This is a genomic window from Brevibacillus sp. 7WMA2, assembly GCF_010748895.1.
GTDB classification, from domain to species: domain Bacteria; phylum Bacillota; class Bacilli; order Brevibacillales; family Brevibacillaceae; genus Brevibacillus_B; species Brevibacillus_B halotolerans.
Genome location: NZ_CP048799.1, coordinates 2,775,424 through 2,793,150, shown reverse-complemented (window position 1 = coordinate 2,793,150; position 17,727 = coordinate 2,775,424). Strand labels below are relative to the sequence as shown.

26 protein-coding genes are annotated in these 17,727 nt (G+C 46.3%); 22 read left to right on the top strand and 4 right to left on the bottom strand.

Going from position 1 to position 17,727, the window contains the following annotated elements:
• Positions 1-129 precede the first annotated feature (129 nt).
• The 7 genes from GOP56_RS11385 to GOP56_RS11355 all read left to right on the top strand — a co-directional run bounded on the left by GOP56_RS11385 (position 130) and on the right by GOP56_RS11355 (position 2,636).
• Entirely contained in the window at positions 130-378 is a 249-nt protein-coding gene (locus GOP56_RS11385) for a hypothetical protein (protein ID WP_163245656.1), read from the top strand.
• A complete protein-coding gene (locus tag GOP56_RS11380) occupies positions 375-713 on the top strand; it encodes a hypothetical protein (protein WP_254068403.1) in 339 nt (112 codons plus the stop codon). Before GOP56_RS11385 ends, GOP56_RS11380 begins: the two co-directional genes overlap by 4 nt.
• Before the next feature lie 46 nt (positions 714-759).
• Positions 760-1,062 (top strand): hypothetical protein, encoded by a 303-nt coding sequence (locus GOP56_RS11375; protein ID WP_163245655.1) that lies wholly within the window; start codon positions 760-762, stop codon positions 1,060-1,062.
• Positions 1,059-1,376, top strand: coding sequence for a hypothetical protein (locus tag GOP56_RS11370; RefSeq protein ID WP_163245654.1), 318 nt, complete (start codon positions 1,059-1,061; stop codon positions 1,374-1,376). The genes GOP56_RS11375 and GOP56_RS11370 overlap by 4 nt, the downstream gene beginning before the upstream one ends.
• Before the next feature lie 375 nt (positions 1,377-1,751).
• Positions 1,752-1,982, top strand: coding sequence for a hypothetical protein (locus GOP56_RS11365; protein WP_163245653.1), 231 nt, complete (start codon positions 1,752-1,754; stop codon positions 1,980-1,982).
• 14 nt (positions 1,983-1,996) lie between these two features.
• Positions 1,997-2,278 (top strand): hypothetical protein, encoded by a 282-nt coding sequence (locus GOP56_RS11360; protein WP_163245652.1) that lies wholly within the window; start codon positions 1,997-1,999, stop codon positions 2,276-2,278.
• Positions 2,265-2,636, top strand: a complete 372-nt coding sequence (locus tag GOP56_RS11355) for a hypothetical protein (RefSeq protein WP_163245651.1) — start codon at positions 2,265-2,267, stop codon at positions 2,634-2,636. Before GOP56_RS11360 ends, GOP56_RS11355 begins: the two co-directional genes overlap by 14 nt.
• On the opposite strand, the gene GOP56_RS11350 is transcribed toward GOP56_RS11355, so the two are convergent.
• Both GOP56_RS11350 and GOP56_RS11345 read right to left on the bottom strand, forming a co-directional pair.
• Positions 2,600-3,034 (bottom strand): hypothetical protein, encoded by a 435-nt coding sequence (locus tag GOP56_RS11350; protein ID WP_163245650.1) that lies wholly within the window; start codon positions 3,032-3,034, stop codon positions 2,600-2,602. The two genes, GOP56_RS11355 and GOP56_RS11350, sit on opposite strands and share 37 nt — an antisense overlap.
• Before the next feature lie 204 nt (positions 3,035-3,238).
• Positions 3,239-3,541, bottom strand: a complete 303-nt coding sequence (locus tag GOP56_RS11345; protein WP_163245649.1) for a hypothetical protein — start codon at positions 3,539-3,541, stop codon at positions 3,239-3,241.
• A gap of 104 nt (positions 3,542-3,645) precedes the next feature.
• Here GOP56_RS11345 and GOP56_RS11340 point away from each other — a divergent pair, with 104 nt between their 5' ends.
• The 5 genes from GOP56_RS11340 (at position 3,646) to GOP56_RS11320 (ending at position 8,026) form a co-directional block, all read left to right on the top strand.
• Positions 3,646-4,428: an ATP-binding protein gene (locus GOP56_RS11340; RefSeq protein WP_254068401.1), complete on the top strand. Its 783-nt coding sequence runs from the start codon at positions 3,646-3,648 to the stop codon at positions 4,426-4,428.
• Positions 4,425-4,607 (top strand): hypothetical protein, encoded by a 183-nt coding sequence (locus GOP56_RS11335; protein ID WP_163245648.1) that lies wholly within the window; start codon positions 4,425-4,427, stop codon positions 4,605-4,607. Before GOP56_RS11340 ends, GOP56_RS11335 begins: the two co-directional genes overlap by 4 nt.
• A gap of 225 nt (positions 4,608-4,832) precedes the next feature.
• Positions 4,833-5,633 carry a phage antirepressor gene (locus GOP56_RS11330; protein ID WP_163245647.1) on the top strand — a complete coding sequence of 267 codons (801 nt, stop codon included), beginning with the start codon at positions 4,833-4,835 and terminating at the stop codon, positions 5,631-5,633.
• A gap of 19 nt (positions 5,634-5,652) precedes the next feature.
• Positions 5,653-6,999 carry an AAA family ATPase gene (locus GOP56_RS11325; protein WP_163245646.1) on the top strand — a complete coding sequence of 449 codons (1,347 nt, stop codon included), beginning with the start codon at positions 5,653-5,655 and terminating at the stop codon, positions 6,997-6,999.
• 13 nt (positions 7,000-7,012) lie between these two features.
• Positions 7,013-8,026, top strand: a complete 1,014-nt coding sequence (locus GOP56_RS11320) for a toprim domain-containing protein (protein WP_163245645.1) — start codon at positions 7,013-7,015, stop codon at positions 8,024-8,026.
• Here the strand turns inward: GOP56_RS11320 and GOP56_RS11315 are convergent.
• Positions 7,999-8,217, bottom strand: coding sequence for a helix-turn-helix domain-containing protein (locus GOP56_RS11315; protein WP_101668987.1), 219 nt, complete (start codon positions 8,215-8,217; stop codon positions 7,999-8,001). The genes GOP56_RS11320 and GOP56_RS11315 overlap by 28 nt on opposite strands.
• A 164-nt stretch (positions 8,218-8,381) precedes the next feature.
• On the opposite strand from GOP56_RS11315, the gene GOP56_RS11310 reads away from it, so the two are divergent.
• Entirely contained in the window at positions 8,382-9,707 is a 1,326-nt protein-coding gene (locus tag GOP56_RS11310; protein ID WP_163245644.1) for a helix-turn-helix transcriptional regulator, read from the top strand.
• 1 nt (position 9,708) lies between these two features.
• The gene (locus GOP56_RS11305; RefSeq protein ID WP_158642191.1) at positions 9,709-9,852 is read left to right on the top strand and encodes a hypothetical protein; all 144 of its coding nucleotides are present in this window, start codon (positions 9,709-9,711) and stop codon (positions 9,850-9,852) included.
• A gap of 244 nt (positions 9,853-10,096) precedes the next feature.
• Here GOP56_RS11305 and GOP56_RS11300 read toward each other — a convergent pair whose 3' ends face one another.
• Positions 10,097-10,267 (bottom strand): helix-turn-helix domain-containing protein, encoded by a 171-nt coding sequence (locus GOP56_RS11300; RefSeq protein WP_254068715.1) that lies wholly within the window; start codon positions 10,265-10,267, stop codon positions 10,097-10,099.
• 203 nt (positions 10,268-10,470) lie between these two features.
• Here GOP56_RS11300 and GOP56_RS11295 point away from each other — a divergent pair, with 203 nt between their 5' ends.
• From GOP56_RS11295 to GOP56_RS11260, 8 genes are all read left to right on the top strand, one after another.
• Entirely contained in the window at positions 10,471-11,064 is a 594-nt protein-coding gene (locus GOP56_RS11295; RefSeq protein WP_163245643.1) for a hypothetical protein, read from the top strand.
• 195 nt (positions 11,065-11,259) lie between these two features.
• Positions 11,260-11,400: a hypothetical protein gene (locus tag GOP56_RS11290; protein ID WP_162988330.1), complete on the top strand. Its 141-nt coding sequence runs from the start codon at positions 11,260-11,262 to the stop codon at positions 11,398-11,400.
• Positions 11,397-11,921 (top strand): hypothetical protein, encoded by a 525-nt coding sequence (locus GOP56_RS11285; protein ID WP_163245642.1) that lies wholly within the window; start codon positions 11,397-11,399, stop codon positions 11,919-11,921. The genes GOP56_RS11290 and GOP56_RS11285 overlap by 4 nt, the downstream gene beginning before the upstream one ends.
• Positions 11,922-12,099: 178 nt before the next feature.
• A complete protein-coding gene (locus GOP56_RS11280; RefSeq protein WP_163245641.1) occupies positions 12,100-12,312 on the top strand; it encodes a hypothetical protein in 213 nt (70 codons plus the stop codon).
• A gap of 213 nt (positions 12,313-12,525) precedes the next feature.
• Positions 12,526-13,281 carry a single-stranded DNA-binding protein gene (locus GOP56_RS11275; protein WP_163245640.1) on the top strand — a complete coding sequence of 252 codons (756 nt, stop codon included), beginning with the start codon at positions 12,526-12,528 and terminating at the stop codon, positions 13,279-13,281.
• A gap of 18 nt (positions 13,282-13,299) precedes the next feature.
• Entirely contained in the window at positions 13,300-13,695 is a 396-nt protein-coding gene (locus GOP56_RS11270; protein WP_104149215.1) for a hypothetical protein, read from the top strand.
• Between the two features lie 2 nt (positions 13,696-13,697).
• Entirely contained in the window at positions 13,698-14,897 is a 1,200-nt protein-coding gene (locus GOP56_RS11265) for a hypothetical protein (protein ID WP_163245639.1), read from the top strand.
• An 84-nt stretch (positions 14,898-14,981) separates the two neighbouring features.
• Complete coding sequence (locus tag GOP56_RS11260) at positions 14,982-17,726, top strand: DNA polymerase (protein ID WP_371807968.1); 2,745 nt, start codon at positions 14,982-14,984, stop codon at positions 17,724-17,726.
• The last annotated feature ends 1 nt before the right edge of the window (position 17,727 follow it).

Genomic DNA, 17,727 nt, shown 5'->3' with positions numbered 1-17,727 from the left:
CTTTCGGAAGAGTGCGACGGCATTTGCTCCCGAACTGGCGGTGTGACGTACGCAACCAGCACTTGTGACAGCTTCCATTGTATCCGCGTAAATGTCACGTAAATAAAACGAATATGGAGGCGCGCGTTAATGGACGATTTCCGAAATGAGGTTTGCATAATCGACGACAAGATCGTTAAAAAGTGCGTCGGACAAGACTTTTACCTAGGGAAACTTTACTTCGAACTAGACGCGGATAAGGTGGAGTTGGATTGCGAAATGTACGTGACGCCGACTTTCGAGATAGATGCGTGGAGAGTTCGTATTCTTACTGCGGAAGAAATCGCGAACTTAGCTTTGTACGGTAGTTTGGACGGGAAAGGGGATAGATTGATTTGAACAAGACAAATGAATTGATTGAAAAGTTAAAAGAGCATCCTGATAGAGAGTTGATCTTCATGTATCCAGACGACTGCGAGGAGCACAGTTACACCCTTGGTTCTCCATCGAAAATACTAATTGATGAGTATATAACTATTGACGAGAAAGTATGGTTTAAAGATGAAGACAGCGACGACCTGTTCGAAGAGATTGCTGACAGTATAGCCGACGATCTATACACTCAGTTTCCTCTTACAGAATTGCAGGAAGAAGAAGTAATAAAGCAAGCTGAAGCGCGATTTGATCAACTAGATTGGAAAAAGACTATTGTCGTATACATTCGAGCGCACTAAGGAAGCAATTAACCTAACACACGCTTTGTAAATGGGAGGTATCGCGATGATCATGGTATGCGGAAGACCCTACGTTTTATTTGACTCCGAGCAGACAGCGGCAATTAAACGAGCTGAACGAAAAGACGACGCTATTGATCGCATCGTAAACGGATTGAACGAGGCACTTAAAGGCATCGAGGATTACGTAGAAGGCGTTGGGCCTGACGGAGAACTGTACTTAGCTCTCAATAACGCGCTATGTGATCTGGAGTATTGGGCAGGTGTTATATACGACAATGGGGCGCTCTATTCACCAGATGATGACTATTCAATGATCGAATGGAAAGGGGATCGTGGTCTAATATGATGACGCGTGAAGAAATCGGAGCGATACGCAAGCGTGCGGAGGATGCGACCGTTGGGTCATGGAGATTTTGCGGTGATAAATTCGGTGATCTAATAGTGTACTCGCCTGAGATACGTGGATTTAGAAACAATGGCGGAGAGATCGCTGTGCTAATGTACGGCAGTGATGAAGACGCAGAGTTCATCGCCCATGCCCGCGAAGACATTCCGAAGTTACTAGCGGAGATCGAACGATTAAGATGTGAAACGGGCGAAATAAATTATGAAACAACAAAGTTAATCACTCCTACCGTTACGAGTACTGCGAATGAATAAAGAGCTGAAAACAGGCAGTTTCGTCCAACTCTTCTTATTGAAGAATCTTTTCCTAACAAAAAAGCTAATCCCAAAATAATGCCTAATGGAAAGAATAATAAGCTGAAAAAATAAAGTAAGAAACATTCAAACTTATTCATTGATTCCCCACCTTTCATATTGAATATACAATATTTGGAATCTGTAATCAACTAACAGTGCTTTTAGGAATACGGGAAAGGGCAGGTGTCTCCGAATGTTAACCCGACTCAAACTCGCCTACCACGCTTTTCAATTAAAACGCGCGGTCAAACGGCAGATCGCCGCAGATAAGGCGTACACACGACACTTTTGCGAATGGCACGCGCTACGATTACGGAAAGGGAGCGATGGTTAGTGCCTGAGGTAGAGCGGTTTGCGCGGAAAATTATATGGCGAGGAATTAGATGTGCCGTCTTGCTCGCGGTTATTTTATGGTGCGTAAGCGGTGAGCCTCCGAAAAAGATAGAGATATACGGGCCCAAGCATATACAAACAAAACAAGCTGATTCTGATGAGTCTGATATGGACGGTCTTTCAGATTATATGTATTACCATTACTTGCCCCATGCGATGACTTTATTTTAGGAGGCGATGTATAAATGGGACGTAACCTACGTGAAGACCTAGCGATATGCAACGAGGCTATGGAGAATAGTTGTACGGAGTGCGGGTGGACGTTTATCGCTGAAGCCCGCACCGGATGGCCTCACGCAATTGAAAGGGCGCTGGATGCGGAAATGAAAGTAGCGCAGATGGAACGAAGACTTCGCGCGGTTGAATCTACCGTGGAGCGTATGCTCGATTCCTACGGTTGTCAGGACTTTTGGGATTTCGTGATGGAGTACGAATCAGAGGAGGTGGGCCTTGATGACAAAGTGTAAACTCCCGCCTGCGAAGGCTTGGCGCGAACGGGAAATTGCCGATTGGAATACGACTACATTTACCGAATTTCTACGCGATCGACACGCAGAACTCTACGGACTCCCTTACGTTCCCGCCCGTGGCTGGCGATCCGAACAAGGCATGATTAAACGGATGATCGACGAACACGGATCGGAAGTGGTCAAACGGTTTATTGACGGATGCTTCCGCGATTATAAGCCAACGCGACAGTACCCAACGTTGACCTTTACGTTTATGTATACGTATATGCGGGCGCGGGTACTGGCGGTAGTGCTACGCGAGGATAACCGGAAAGTTACTTATGTATTCGAAGAGGTGTTGGCTGATTGGTGGTGAGGCAAATCATCTTTTCTCACGGGCAATACAGACCAAATTCCTCTCGAAATAAACGGGATTGAGAAGGCAAAGAGGGTTGCGAAGTCTGTGAACCCGGAAATATCAAAAGGCAACGACCCAACAAATGCAAATTGGGGAGAGGCTAAACCACAAATACCCCAAACAAAGGCTAGTGCATAGCAAGTAATATGCAGTCCGGGTTTATTAAGGTACTTTCCAAAATCACCTACTGCATATGATGCGGATGCCAAGGACAACAAAACCATCGTAGAAGGATTGATTGGGAATCCCCAAAACCATCGTGAAAAACCTAGCAATATAATTACCAAGCCAATAGATAGCATAGAGAATTGACCTAAACGATGGTCTAATAGTGCGTCCCTATCTACGTTCTTCAAAAAAACCATCTCCTTTATTGATATATTAATATATTTTGGAATTTTAAAGAACATTAAAATAAGGGACGGACTTAAATGCTTAATGCACCGCGGTACATCTTTTGCTATTAATGGTGAAGATATTATCGAGAGTGAGGAAGATGGCGGAGTGGTTATAAAGTAAAGAAAGGATTGCTAGAACAAGTCCAGCAATCCCTGTAAATATTAATTCCATGTGCATGTACCTTTATAAATTCCTACCCAGTAACCCGGTTTGTAGTAGTCTGTAGTGACTCTATCTAGCTTTAAGTCTGTAATTGTGTAGTTTTGGCCTTTATAGTCGGCGGTTGTTGATGGGACGTCGGAAGATTTAGGGAACTTCCACACGGGCCAATACACTTGCACCTCATCAGGACATTTTGCCATGATCGTACTTTTACTACTAGTGGAATCTGCGTGTACGACCGATGCTCCAAAGAGAAGAGGGATTGCCACCATAGAAGTTACTATAAAACTAGAAATCTTCATGATATAACCTCCATTCAAGAGTGATGTAGATATTATATTTACTTCCAAAATGAGGTAATCAATAAAAAGTTGCAAATTTGTGAACGATTAAGGGGGTTATGTGATTGAGTATAGGGACAAATGCGTCACACTGCATTCTACGCGAAGCCTGCCGCCATGCCACCGACCCGCCTGTCTACACCCGCCTGTGTCCGTCCTTCATCGCGATGCACGGAGCCAGTGGAAAAGGGGGCCGAGTAGCTGCCGCCTGCATCCCGAGTGACTACGCCCATGTAACCGTCGAGACGGCACCGCCACGCGTCGAACAGCGCAGTATCTATTCGAATATTGAACGTTATATAACGACGTTTATGCGCCAATTTAACGAGGTTTCAGAACCTTCTGAACGCATTAAATCGCTGTACCTATTTTCGTATGAGCCCGGCACCGGCAAGACAACGACAGCCGCCGCAATTGCGAACGCGTACCTGATAGCACACTATATCGGCTCGATCCAACGAGGGCTCCAACCGTTACAACGGCCGGTCTTCTTCCTTGACGTGAACGAGTGGCAGACGCTATTTAATCAGTTTAATAGACCGAAAGTACCCGACCACATTGCCGAGCCCGCATCCGGTAAATACTACGAATGGATGAAGCACGCGACTAATGCTCCGTTCGTGGTGCTGGACGATATCGGAGTACGGGACGCGACCGAGGCTTTCCGAGGCGACCTGCATACGATTATCAATCATCGGGTGACGAGTCGGATGCCTACCGTTTACACCTCGAATATACCGATGGAAGAGTTGGCGGAAGTTTTTGACAAGAGGTTAGCGGATCGCGTACGGGAACAATGCGCACAACTCACGTTTAAAGGCGAGTCTAAGAGGGGGATGCGAAAATGATTGCGAGATTATTCCGTATGAAACCGCGTATGACCGATGAGGAACGGGATTACTGCGCAGAGGCATTTATTGACTACGCGCTGTTAATAGAGTTTCGGAATGAGTTCGGGGAGCTGTCGGATGAGAAGGCGGATCGGTTGTCGGAGAAATTGTCAGAGTGGGGAAGGCGTCTCTTATAAATATGTTTAATATACCTAAATAAAAATCTGTCAAGCATTTTGTTTGAAAAAATAATCTGAAATTAATCACAAATAATCACACTATATCACAAAAGTTAGTAATAGATCACAAAGGAAATTACTTTTATTTACATCTGCTATCACTGAAAAAACGAGTGTACAAAAATATCGTGGTATAAAGAAAAGGAGAGTTGAACAAATAGTGTAAAGGTAGGAGGAAGACGTATGTATAAAAATATTTTTAATTACCAAAATCATCAGGTTCGCTTAGTTATACAAGACGGGGAACCGTGGTTTGTAGCCAAGGATGTATGTGAAGTGTTGGGAATAACAAATCAAGGTAATGCTGTCGGGAGATTGGATGAGGATGAAAAACAAACTATCCGTTTAACGGATAGTTTAAGCAGAAACCCCAATATGACTATTGTAAATGAAGCTGGTCTTTATGCTTTAATTCTAGGAAGTCGTAAGTCCGAAGCAAAGTCGTTCAAACGATGGATTACTCATGAGGTTATCCCTTCAATCCGTAAACACGGTGCTTATATGACTTCGGAGACGATTGAAAAAACGTTGAGTAATCCAGATTTCATCATAGGGTTGGCAACTAGATTAAAAGAAGAACAAGAAGCTAGAGCCTACGCAGAAGAACAACTACTTTTACAGCAACCAAAAGTACAGGCTCATGACAGATTTATCGACGCGAAAAACTACCAACTCATGCGGGAATCAGGTAAATCACTGGGCATTGGTGAAAAGAAACTATATGCATTTTTGCGTGCCCTTAGACTTCTAAATCACAAAAACGAGCCCTACCAGATGTATGTTAACGAGGGCTACTTCGTGGTAAAGCAACGGACGTTCGGAAACAGTAGCCTATTTAACGTTCCCATTACTTATGTTACGGCTAAGGGGCTAGATTACATTGACAAACTGCTAGAAAGGAATGGCGGTGCCCGCCATATCAACGGCATGACCGTAGCTCAAATAAGTCATTATTTTGGTAATAAATCGGTAGACATTTCGTGACTAGCGGAGGTGAGCGGTTTTGGCATACGGTGAATCATTTCTATCGAAAGTGATTGACACAAACGATACGGGAGCATTTCTTCGATACGATATTCGGGCCGAGCATTTCCCCACGGAAGCTGAACGGAAGGCCTACCGATTCATTAAGGACTACGCGGACAGCAACGGAGGACAGGCGCCAGATTATCGAACTGTAGTCGCTGAGTGTGCGGGCTTTACGTACATGCCGGAAGTGGGCGACTCCTTCGAATACATGGCCCGTAAAATGAGGAACGATGCGGGCAAATTACGGCTACATTCGTTCTTAACCGGACGGGACGTCGGCGATAAGTTTACGGAACTATCGACGGAAGAGTTTGCCACGTGGCTCATCGAGCAAACAGAGCAGATCAGGTCGGAAACGGCTACGCGATCAAAGGTAGGAACGGATATTAAACGTGATACGGTAACGTTCTTAGACGAATATCGAAAACGTAAGGAAGGAACGTCGTTTAAGATATGGAAGTCGAAATTCCCTACGATTAATAAAGAGATAGGCGGCTACCTTTCCGGCAATGTTTATACGTGGTACGGGCGGAGTGGCCGAGGCAAGTCAATATTTACGATGGAAGAAGCGATAGAAGCTGCGGCTCAGGGCGCAAACGTACTCGTATGGGCGATGGAAATGTCTCGATTTGAATGGATGGCCCGCGCCTATTCGTCTATCTCAGCGCGCCAAGGAGCTGTCAACGCAAACATTGGCGGTGTGGATTACGAGGTAGGATTCGAAAACAGAGCGCTGCTTAATGGGAAATTAACGGAAGAGTTTGAACAGGGGTTCGAACAATTTTTAACGGAGATCAACGAAATTATACCGGGCACCATCGTTGTTCGTGCGGTAGACGATATCGACTTCTCATCCCGTAGAGTTCGCGACCTAGAAGCTGACATCGTGGCAACAAAGGCGGACGTGGTTGTTATTGACCCGTACTATTATATGACCTACGAGGCGAACCGATCTAAGACAACCGGAGGAGACGCGACCGAGACTTCGAACAAAATCAGGGCGTTGGCAGGTCGGTATCAGTGTGTTATTCATGGCATTACACAGGCGGAAGAGGTCCGTGACGACAGAGACGATGAGGGCAATCGAGAGCTTAGACCGCCCACACGCGCTGAACTAATGAAGAGTAAGTCGTTCCTCCAAGATTCGGCACTAACTATCGGGATAGATACGTTGGATGGAATCGGGATTATACAGCTAAACAAAGGGCGTAATGGAGGCGAAGGTGTCACGTTAGAAGTCGTTTACATGCCGAACTATGGGCTTGTACGTGAGTTACCAAGCGGAGAGGCGGCCGCAGATCAATTTAAGATGCCGTTTTAAGGAGGACGTACAAATGGAGATAGATATTCAGGCTGAGCTCGAGCAGTTTTCGTGGACGGACGCAACGTGGACGGATGACAAGCTACTTGCGGCCAGCCCCTTCCGTTGGGATCGGTCTCCGTCATTCTACGTATGGCTACGTGACAACAACGACCCACGTAACATAGCAAAAGCCGGCTATTGGTCGGATATGGGCGCCAAGGACCCGGATTACCAGCGCGGCGGGATCGTAAAGTTGCCCGCGTTTCTACGGGAGGAAACGGAAGAGGAGACGCAGGATTACTTGCGATGGAAGTACGGGGAGGGAACGGTTGATCCCGAGGCGCTTACGCTGGACTTGTCGGGGCGATTACGTATAGACCAGCCGCGAGTCCATACATCAGGCGCCGGTTTTTACGAACAGTACCTAGGCAGGGATCACCCGTATTTAGCTTCGCGAGGTATAACCGAAGAAATACAACAACTGTTCCGAACGGGCTATGATCCGAGGACTAACGCGATTACCATTCCTTGGTTTAACGCGGATGGAACGCTGGGAAACGTTAAATATCGGAAAGTTAACGAAAAAACGTTTTGGTACGCAAAGGGAAGACGGCCTATACGCGAAATGGTGTACGGGCTGGACATCGTTTATAAGCAGAGGATTACAAAAGCGGTGCTTGTGGAATCCGAGATTGACGCAATGTATTTGTGGAGTGCGGGAGTGCCGGCGGTAGCATTAGGTGGTTCGGTGATCAGGGAAGAGAAGGCGGAGGCTTTGCGGAAGAGCCCGATAGAGATTATCGGGGTTATGGCGGATCACGACGAGGCTGGTCAGAAGATGAAACGGGCGGTCGTCGGAGGGCTGTCGGGATACATGACGGTTAACGTCGTAGGGTATCCGTTCCGTTACAAGGACCCAAACGAAATAAAAAATAGTGCGGAACTAAAATATGTGTTAAAAAATGTGTTTACAGATAAAAAAAGTTTTATTAAGATAAATTTTTGTAAAGGTAGTAATTATTTTTTACGAAATATGATTTCATAATCAAGAGCTTCAAGTAGGGTAACAACGTCACTTAGGTTCATATTTCCTCGTGTAAGGCGCATGCTGAGAGTGGTTTCCTTCACGCCTGACAACTCGGCTAGTTCCTTATAAGTTTTTATTTTCTTCTCTGCTTTCATAATATCTAAGCACTCTTTAAATGTATTTCCTTGTAGTTCAATTTCCTTCTTCATCTGGAATATCTCTCCTTTACTAAATTTATATTCATCATAACACATATTTAAATATAATACATCACATAATGTATTTTCAATTCACATAATGTGTTGACAATACACATAATGTGAATTATACTTTGATTATACTATTTCGAATAATTGATGGCAGGTGATAACCAATGATCGACACCAGTGACTTGACTTATTATCGTCTTAAATTAAGGGAAGAAATACTAATCCAAATGCATTCACATAATCTTAGTCAAAGAGACCTAGCTAAATTGTTGTATATCTCTCCCCAATCGCTTTCTTATATTATGAAGAACAAGCAAGCGATTACGATGGACCAGGTAGATTTATTGACACACGTGTTCAGACTAGACGACGATTTTTTTTATGGAATGATTTATGGAGAGCTTTTCAAGGACTCGTCCAAAGTTTCTCTTCCCAAAGTAACAGACTTTATTAAGGCATGCTCTCACTGTAAGCAAGGTGTCAGTCATTGCAGTAAAGTAGTCGAGTTATTCTTGGAAACAATAGATATAAAGGATATGTCCACCGCCTTAACTTTGGCAGAGGCACTTTTCGGTTACGGCTTTCTAGCAGAGGCCGCGTCTGTGTATTACGCAATTACAAACATCGAAAAGAAAATATCAGAAAGGTATGCGATTTGCTGCCATCGAATTTTCTTGATTGAACGCGATCGAGATATGCGTAAGAAGGGTGTAGAAGCATTACATAAATTACGAGCAGTATTGAACGATCTGCCGACAGAATATCCCATTCAAAAAAATGGTGTTGCAGAAACAGTAAATCTACAGTTAGATGGATACTATCGTGTCGTTACTTGGTATAATGTTACCAAAGAGTGGGAGGAACTTTCTGTTGTAGCAGATGCGTACTACAAAGAGGCAAAGGACGCCAAAGATATTAAACATCTAGGGGAGTCGCTTCTTTACCAAGCAGCAAGTTTAATAGGAATGGGTGAACTCAGAAAGGCGGCAGAACTTCTCCGGGAATGCCACAACCTAGGTGATTATTACCGTTGGGCGGCGTTGTCGAATGAAAAGTTAATCGAAGTAATGGAAGGTAAGCTAGAAGCGGTAAGTGAGTTTATCCGACTGGTTGTAGATAAGAATCGCGAACATGAAATTATTACGGTAGCTCCATACGCGCTGAAGATATTACTTTCAAACGGACAGCTAGAGAGAATTGGTGTTTTTTTAGAGAAATATAACACAATCTTTGAGTCAGTCGCATTAAAGAAGGATAAGTACAATAAGAGTCAGTTTTATAATTTTCAAGTTGTTAGATTACAGTATTATCTAGCTATGGAGCAGTATAAAGAAGCATTCAACGATGTTCTTGAGGTCATTAAGACAGCACTAGAGTTCAGAGATATTTCCGTATATCAAAAAATGTCCGCGATCCTCTTCGAACATAAGGCTATTTTAGGAGAGGACGTTGAACATAGATATTTGAATATTTTAAAAGGGGCGAATTAGAATGAAAGCATTTATGGTTACTTTAGTAGCAATTGTCTCCGTTTTATTTACTCAGCCAACACAGGCAGAACAGTTTACTTATGATAATGGATCAGAAGAGAGCGTCGCATATGTAACTTCCAGAATAGTTGGAGGAGGTTGGTAGTATTACTAACCTATTTAAGACACCTGTAGAGGGTGTCTTTTTTTTTTTGTGTTTTTCCCTTTGTTTCGCCTAAATTCGACAAAAAGCGAGAAAAATCAAAATTATAAACCTAGTAGCAGAATTAGCCTTTACCGGGTATACAATAAAAACAAGAAAACAATAGGAGCCAGCTAGTTGGGCAACCACTAAAAAAGATTGTACCGAAGTTTCGGTACAAAAGTCGGTGAGAGAGCGGAGACTTCCGCTACTCTTCTCGGCTCCGATTGTTGTTACGGTTTCGCTCCGAGGGAGGTATCTCGATCCACTCGTACAGATCGTCGATATGACAGCCTAGGGCGTGCGCAATAGACCTCGCATTAGACAGCGACATGACATTTCGGTTATTCGCGTAGTCAGATAGCTGCTGGCGCTTCATCTGGATTTTTTCTGCGAGATCAGCCTGCGTCATATCAGCGATTTTCAACCGTTCAAACAAGCGGCACCTTCCGACTTTAAAGGTCATATGGCACCTCTGATTACGACTTTTTAAATTTTTCTTAGAAAGATGTCCCAATTTTAAACCAAGCGTTCCCCTATTAGTAGTATAAGGGAAAATTAATTAAAACGGAGGCGTAGAATTTGAACCACAACCAAATAGAAATAATCGCAATAGCCGCCCAAAGAGGCTGCGAGAAATCCAAAGAGTTAGTTTATAAGGATTTCATTCCTATAATAAACGACTACGTTAATAGGAACTGGTATAAGGTACAGAATGAGGCTTCCTTAACAAAGGAGTTGATAGACGCCTTAGATGAGACAATAAAAGACTTCAATGTAGAAAAAGGGTCCTTTAGCAGGTTAGCAAGATTTAATTTAGAAAGATGTTTTAGAAAATTTATAAAGAGAAGGAAATACAGCAGAACCGATAACATCCCACTAGAAATAGAAATTGACGACGAAGGTAATACGATAATCGGTACGTTAGCAGATACCTTTAGAGAGACAGAGCAAGAAATGATTATTAGAGAATCAATAAATGAAAAAATCGCCCTTTTGGCGAAGGGCGATTCGAGAAAGAAAGCGATCCTACTCGCTTGGTCTGATGGTTTCTATAATGATTCGGCTCTTTCGGAGTTGTTGGCGCAACTCTTTGGAGGTAAGCCCGATTCACATAGACGTTCCATCACACGATTTAGGTCTTTTTGTCAAACTACCCTACCACGGATTGTCTAACAAAACCTAAGAAATTATTACGAACGAGCATATGCGCGTCGTATCTCTTTCTTATTGTCATTATAGAGTACTTCTAAGTTGTTCTCAATTATAACAAGTGGTCCTTACAAAATCTTAACCATCTTTAATTGTCATTATACAGAACGTTCTGTTAAACATAGCGAAATAATTACTCTTGAAACGGAGATGATCCCGATGCCTAAACGTAAGCAATCCGAAAATATCGAATATATCTACAACGGAGGTTTCCCGCCCTATGATGATCCTGCGGACTATATTCCGATTACCTTACCCGCCTCATCCACCTTGCTCGGAAAGGCGGTGCGGCTCGGATGAATCTCACCGTTTCATCTCACGCGATCAAACGCGCAGTCGAACGATTCAACGTAAGTCAAACGAAAGCTGCCGAATGGATTCGGAATCAACTGTCGCGAGCAATGTTCATAAGCACAACGATAGATAAGTACGGCAAGCCGGGCCGATTGTACGCCCGTGGTCAAATCGGAATCATCCTTCACGAGTCATCTGACCTCGTAGTCACGGTCATGCAATACACTAAACCGACGCCAGATGTCCGTGATAAAGTATGTATTTATCTTACCAAAGAGTTACGGAAGCTCGAACGAAAGGAGTCATCGTTGAGCAGAAAGACCCGCATCACAATTGCGGAAATGACGGTTGAGAGGTCGCGCATTGTCTTAAAACGTGAACGAGCCCGGAGTGTGGCGACCATAAACGCGTGCCAAGCGCTTATCAACGGTATTGATTTGCACATCACGCAATTAAACGCGGAATTGCGGGCTTTGCGGCTAGAAAAGAAAAACGTAGCGAAGTCCCTTGCGGTGTATAGCGCGTAAGAGAAGCAGCCGACCTCCCGCGTCGGCAAGGCGGTGTGGACGAAGAAGGCGAGGCGCCCCGTATGCCTGTCGTAAACCTGTGGGGGCAAAGCGCAAGCTACTCTAGTAGACGACCGTTCATGCCGTCTCGCGGACGCGGGACTACCGGTGTCCGAAATGATGACGAGGAGTGTTGATAATGGAGACGATTACTCACGAAAGTAAGTTGTATCGTAAGGTTGAACGTGAGGCGTTAATGGGCGATAGGCTCATCCAGATTACAGAACCAACGGTTGATTTAACTAAGGATAAGGTTTACGCGCTAGTGGGCTTTGACTTAGACGGTGATGCGACGTTTTACGATGACATAGGTGACGTCGGTATACTTCTCTTCAGAATTACGTCGTGCTAGAGCCTTTGACAGACCCCGCACACAACACACCAATCACGCTAATCTCCACGACACCAGCCGTTGAGAAGACATACACGATTCAGCTAACGGAACACACGATGGGTAAGTTGATCAACGCGCTACGTTACTACGCCTCCGATGTTTCAAGTGGCGAGGAACTACGAGACCAATTCGAAGCAATCCACCGATCATAACGTTAAAGGAGCGATGTGCATGGGAATCCGTGAAAAGTTAAAAGAACGTGAAGAGGCTCGCGACAAGGCAGCACAAGGAGCCGGCGGAGGCATTAACGCAGGCTTGCCGGAAGGTGTTACACGCTACGTTAAGCTCAGTCAAGAACTGACCGGCGGCAAGACGTTTGTCCTCCTCGCGCCGTATACCGAATGGTACTTTTACTACACGCATGAGGATGGCGAGAAGTACCCGTCACGCGAAACCTACTACCGTAAGCATACGTGCTCGCACAGTCCGAAGAAGGCGCCAGCTAACGAAGACGAAGGCGTTACTCTATTCGACCAGTACGCGAAGCCAAACGGAACTAATTGCTTATCGTGCAAGGCGAAAGCCAAACGCAAACTTTACTTCATGGTGCCGGTATACGATCCCGAATATAAGACGTGGCGTGTTCTTGACCTTAAGGAGTTCCACGCTAACAATCTCATGATTGATTTCGATAAGCTTGAAAAAGCCGCGAAAAAGTTTAAGCCGGACTACACGTTGACAGGCGATGCGGTCACGATCAGCAAGGCGGATAAATCGTACTCGCTGGAATCGGCTGACCTTGACGAAGGGGTACTCGATGCTGCACGTGCCTTTATCGGCTCGACCGAAATCAAGTACGAAGAACTCGCGAACTTCCGCACCGAGGACGATATCCGCGAAATTCTCAAAAACGCGACGAAGAACGTAGATCAATCAGTATTAGAGGACGGGCCGATTACCGTTTCCGACGAGTACTTGCCATTTTAACCGAGAGGAGGCGACCAGATGGCGAACTACTCGAATAATATCGGAGCCCATTCGCAGCTAGTGGCGAAAACAGCGCTCCTTGCTAACGGCTATGAGATCGCCAATCCCGAAGCCCCCGAAGTGTACGACATTGTAGCGCGGCACCCGTTGTCACGCGACTGGCAGACGTTTCAAGTAAAGACCGTACGTAGACGGGAGGACCGGGGCGGTGCGCTCGTTGTATGTGGATCGCGTAATAGTGGCGAAGTTTACACGCGGGACGACGCGGATTATCTCATCGGGGTGCTCGACGGCGAAGTGTACTTGATTGAAAATCGGGAGCTGTCCGAATATTGGGCGACGCCGGACAATATCAACGAGAAATGGCGCAAGTTATCGACTGTTATTAAAAAACAATTATCGGAGGCGGTTTAATAATGGCAAACTTCAAAACGGTAAATGGCGTTCAATATCGTGTGGTAACGGATCGTGATGCGCAGGTAGGCGATTACCTAATGTATGGTGAGTCGCACGGAGACTATATCGTAGCAGAAAAACCGTATGAGGTAGTAGAAATCGACTATTTCGATGACCCGCAGATTATCAACGAGTACGGCGAGACATACGACACTGTGGGCGATGAAGATGATTACGAGTTACTCGAAAAAATCGGCACTGTTCCGAACGAACTAGTAACGCATGAGGGCGTGACTTATCGTAAGGTCGCGCGAGAGGCAGAACCGGGAGAGAAGATCATCGTTGTGAATGCACAGTACGCAGGAAGTGCCTATAAGAATGGGGATGTTCTGTATGTTACGTCAAAGCGTAGTACCGGTGTGTCGGTGTGTGGGTCAGGGGTAGGCCTTTATCACCGTGAATACGTCGTACTAGAGCCGATTTCCATCGACGAGGAACTAGCCGCGGCACAAGCGAGAGTTGCCGAGCTGGAAGCGATGAAGAAGAAAGCTAAACGTTTGAAAGTCGGGGAGTATGCGAAAGTGGTAAAGGCCGATATGACACACGCCTCAGTTGGGCAAATCGTGAAGGTTGTCTGCGATGATGAGTCCCGCACGCCATACCGTGCCGAGGACTTAGACGAGAGGATCACAGGCTGGTTCCTAGAGGATGGACTAGTCCGCGCCACTGACGAAGAGGTTGCAGAAGCATTGCGTAAAGTCGCACTTGATCAGTTTGAGCCGGGCGATAAGGTGCGTTTGGTTAGCGGCGGAAGAGAGTTTCCACTGTTAGGTTTTGATGATGGAGGTATCTATACTGTTGGCTTACGCGAGGACGATGATGGAGTGACTATTGAAAGACAAAATGGAAGTAGGGGCTACGCGAAGCCTGATCAACTAGAGAAGGCAACCGACGAGGAGGTGAAATGGGCCGCACTCGGCCGTAAGGTTGGCAAGTTTAAGGTAGGCGACACGGTAAGATTCCTTGGAGCATCGGTTTGTCACGGTCTAAATGAGCATGTAGGAATTATCACCACTGTCGTAGATGATGATGGAACTTCTATGCCTTACCGGCTAAGTAAGCCCGCGTTTGTGGAGAGTACCGACGGAACATGGACTAAGGCGGATCAGCTAGAGCTCATCGCGCCAGTAGAATCCTCCGTTAACTTACGAGTAGCGTAACGAAAGGAGGCGGTCGCTCTGACCGTAAAGTTATCGTTAAAACTCCGTTCACCGACCGTAGCCGACGCTGAGGTTAAGCAACGAGTGGCAGACGCGACTAAACGTAAGTCTGCCGCAAAAGAAACGATCGAGCAGGCGTGGGCGCGGGTCGGCGCTCAGAAACTAACCGACAAGGAACGTGTCATCTACGAAACAGCCAAGACCGCATTCTTCTCCGGGGCGATAGGCAGGCTCTCGGAGAAGAAGCTCTCGAAAGCCGAAGTCCTCGAAATGGGGCGCCGTATCATGGCGGCGCAAGCCACGGAGGCCCGCGAAGAGAGAATTGCGGAGACTCTTCGGAACAAGCCGACCAACTACCACGTGATCACAAACGACGGGCAACTCGCTCGTATGATGGATCGGCTACGCGAAGAAGTTCGGCTTCAACAGGCAGACGAATGGTTCCGAAAGGCATTCGGGCTGTTCAACGATACCCACATCAGACGTAAGTTGCTCTCGTATGGCATCGAACTGCCTCTCGTACAGTCTTTTACCGCGTGGGACACCGAGACCTCCGGTTTGGACAAAATGATCGACCTGACCGGCGGCTACTCGTTTTGGCTTCCGTTACTGGATGAAGGTTATTACGTTGCGTATGGGCATCTGACCGGGGAAGACCAGTGTACACGTTCGAAGGCTCTCGATGCTGTCCGAGCTTTCATGGAAGACGCGGGTCACGTCAAGTCGTTTCATAATGCAGAGTTTGACTTGGCAATGCTGCTAAATGACGGATTCAGACCACGAGGCATCCGATATGATTCGAAGGACGCACAATTCATCCTAAATGACCACGAAGAATCCTACGCGTTGAAACCATTACTCACGAAATACAAGAAGTATATTACTTCGCGATATCACGTTGTATTCGACGACTATACCTTTGAGGATCTATTCGGCAGTACCTCCCCGATGAAGTACCCGATCGAGGTCGTGGGCATCTACGCTATCAAGGACGTACACAAGGGGTGGTATTTGACACGTTGGCAAATCGAAATGATGCTTGCGAGCGACAACCTTCACGTCCCATATTTCCAGATTCGCCAGTTCTTGCCCGAGGTCAACGTAACAATCGAACGAACAGGCTTTCAGGTCAATCTCGTAAAGCTGTCGGGGCTTGGCGATGAGTTCCGGCCGAAGTTCGAAGCCGCCGAGAAAGCCATATTCGATACTTACAAGATCGACGACGCGTTCCTATACGACATGTCGATGGCGTTACGAGGCGATAAGATTAGTTCGTGGTGTAAGGCGCAACAAGAACGTATTCAAAAGCGTCACGAGATGCTCCAACGGTGCCGATCCGAACTCGCGACCTCCAATCCATCTACGAAAAAATATGCCGATCTAAAAATGCGGAGCAAACGATATGAGTCCGAAAAACTGCCCGAAGCCATCCCACAGAACGCACCCGACTTCATCCGCGAGTTCAACCTATCATCGAACGATCACCTCGCGTATCTCATCTATGACCGGTTGGGTATCCGAGACAGGACGAAAGAAATCGTTAAGGATAAGAAGAAGGAGCGCGCTGTGTCCTCGGATGTATTGCAGAAGTACTTCGAAGAGGAGCCGGCCCTTGCGCCACTGGCGGAATACGCGACCTACAGCAAGTTACTCGGCACATACATTGATAAGATACCGGAATCTTTAGACGTGGACGGCCGCCTACATACTCAGCTCCGAACAGTTTCCACTGGACGCTACGGATCGAGTGGGTACAAAGGCAAGCCGAACCACTTAAAACCAGCACATATTGGTGACGATAATTACTTAGCTACTATGGAAGCCCTCGTAGCTTGCGATGTTGGGGTCAAGAAGGGAACAAACCTTCAAAACATACCGTCGCGCAGTGAAGAGGGGACACGCGTCCGTATGACATTCGAGCCTGCACCGGGTTACACGTACCTCGGTAGCGACTTGTCCTCGATTGAGCCACGCATTCAAGCTCACCGAATGGCATCCGAGTTTAATGATCATTCGTTCGCGGAGATGTACCGAAAAGGCCTCGATCCTTACGTTGAGTTTGCCGCAATTCTATTTGGGGTTGATCGTGAGCTATGTGAGGAATCCGCCTACAAAGGTGGTCTAGCAACGGTTCCTTACCGTAAGTTGATGAAGGACATGTTTCTTGCGGAGGGCTACGGGCAGGCAGTTGAACAGTTTGCTAAGACTGCGGTTAAACGAGGCGTGTCAGAAGAGGCGGCGAAAGTTGCTTACGCTAAGTTTGACGAGGTATTGCCGGGATTCAAAGGGATGGTTGAGTCCACGTTCGAGCATCTTCGAAAATACGGATGGGTCGCGACACTATGGGGTCAGAAACGAAGATTCCCCGAATATGTAGCGCAGTGGAAACGGTTATGCACACTCATGAGTAAGGCCGGAATCAAGGATAAGAACGACCCTGAGCTTGGTCGGAAGTCGCGCCGCCTAAAATTCGAGGAGCGCACGGAGTTCTGGCAATTAATCCGAGCGACAGGGCGTGCCGAGCGTCAAGCGTTCAACCATACGATTCAAGGTTCGGGCGCGAACGTACTACAAATCATAATGATTCTCGCTTACTACGTGTGTGTATTGGCACGCGGTTGGGAATTTAACCTAACGTTGCACGACGAGCTTAAATTCAGCGTACCGAACGAACAGATGACGCCAGAAGCAGTCTCGCTCCTAGACGGATTGATGACTGGTGCGGTCGAACTGTTAACGCCTTTAGCGTGTGACACAGTAATCGAGCCGTGTTGGATGCGCGAGATTAAACCGAGTGAATGGTTCGATAGTGAAGAGGGGGACGGGTAGA

Bases quoted from the DNA above. Each gene is read 5' to 3' on its own strand.
- GOP56_RS11385 (WP_163245656.1), top strand. From the start codon at position 130: ATGGACGATTTCCGAAATGAGGTTTGCATAATCGACGACAAGATCGTT.
- GOP56_RS11375 (WP_163245655.1), top strand. From the start codon at position 760: ATGATCATGGTATGCGGAAGACCCTACGTTTTATTTGACTCCGAGCAG.
- GOP56_RS11370 (WP_163245654.1), top strand. From the start codon at position 1,059: ATGATGACGCGTGAAGAAATCGGAGCGATACGCAAGCGTGCGGAGGAT.
- GOP56_RS11360 (WP_163245652.1), top strand. From the start codon at position 1,997: ATGGGACGTAACCTACGTGAAGACCTAGCGATATGCAACGAGGCTATG.
- GOP56_RS11355 (WP_163245651.1), top strand. From the start codon at position 2,265: ATGACAAAGTGTAAACTCCCGCCTGCGAAGGCTTGGCGCGAACGGGAA.
- GOP56_RS11345 (WP_163245649.1), bottom strand. From the start codon at position 3,541: ATGAAGATTTCTAGTTTTATAGTAACTTCTATGGTGGCAATCCCTCTT.
- GOP56_RS11335 (WP_163245648.1), top strand. From the start codon at position 4,425: ATGATTGCGAGATTATTCCGTATGAAACCGCGTATGACCGATGAGGAA.
- GOP56_RS11330 (WP_163245647.1), top strand. From the start codon at position 4,833: ATGTATAAAAATATTTTTAATTACCAAAATCATCAGGTTCGCTTAGTT.
- GOP56_RS11320 (WP_163245645.1), top strand. From the start codon at position 7,013: ATGGAGATAGATATTCAGGCTGAGCTCGAGCAGTTTTCGTGGACGGAC.
- GOP56_RS11315 (WP_101668987.1), bottom strand. From the start codon at position 8,217: ATGAAGAAGGAAATTGAACTACAAGGAAATACATTTAAAGAGTGCTTA.
- GOP56_RS11310 (WP_163245644.1), top strand. From the start codon at position 8,382: ATGATCGACACCAGTGACTTGACTTATTATCGTCTTAAATTAAGGGAA.
- GOP56_RS11305 (WP_158642191.1), top strand. From the start codon at position 9,709: ATGAAAGCATTTATGGTTACTTTAGTAGCAATTGTCTCCGTTTTATTT.
- GOP56_RS11300 (WP_254068715.1), bottom strand. From the start codon at position 10,267: ATGAAGCGCCAGCAGCTATCTGACTACGCGAATAACCGAAATGTCATG.
- GOP56_RS11290 (WP_162988330.1), top strand. From the start codon at position 11,260: ATGCCTAAACGTAAGCAATCCGAAAATATCGAATATATCTACAACGGA.
- GOP56_RS11285 (WP_163245642.1), top strand. From the start codon at position 11,397: ATGAATCTCACCGTTTCATCTCACGCGATCAAACGCGCAGTCGAACGA.
- GOP56_RS11280 (WP_163245641.1), top strand. From the start codon at position 12,100: ATGGAGACGATTACTCACGAAAGTAAGTTGTATCGTAAGGTTGAACGT.
- GOP56_RS11275 (WP_163245640.1), top strand. From the start codon at position 12,526: ATGGGAATCCGTGAAAAGTTAAAAGAACGTGAAGAGGCTCGCGACAAG.
- GOP56_RS11270 (WP_104149215.1), top strand. From the start codon at position 13,300: ATGGCGAACTACTCGAATAATATCGGAGCCCATTCGCAGCTAGTGGCG.
- GOP56_RS11265 (WP_163245639.1), top strand. From the start codon at position 13,698: ATGGCAAACTTCAAAACGGTAAATGGCGTTCAATATCGTGTGGTAACG.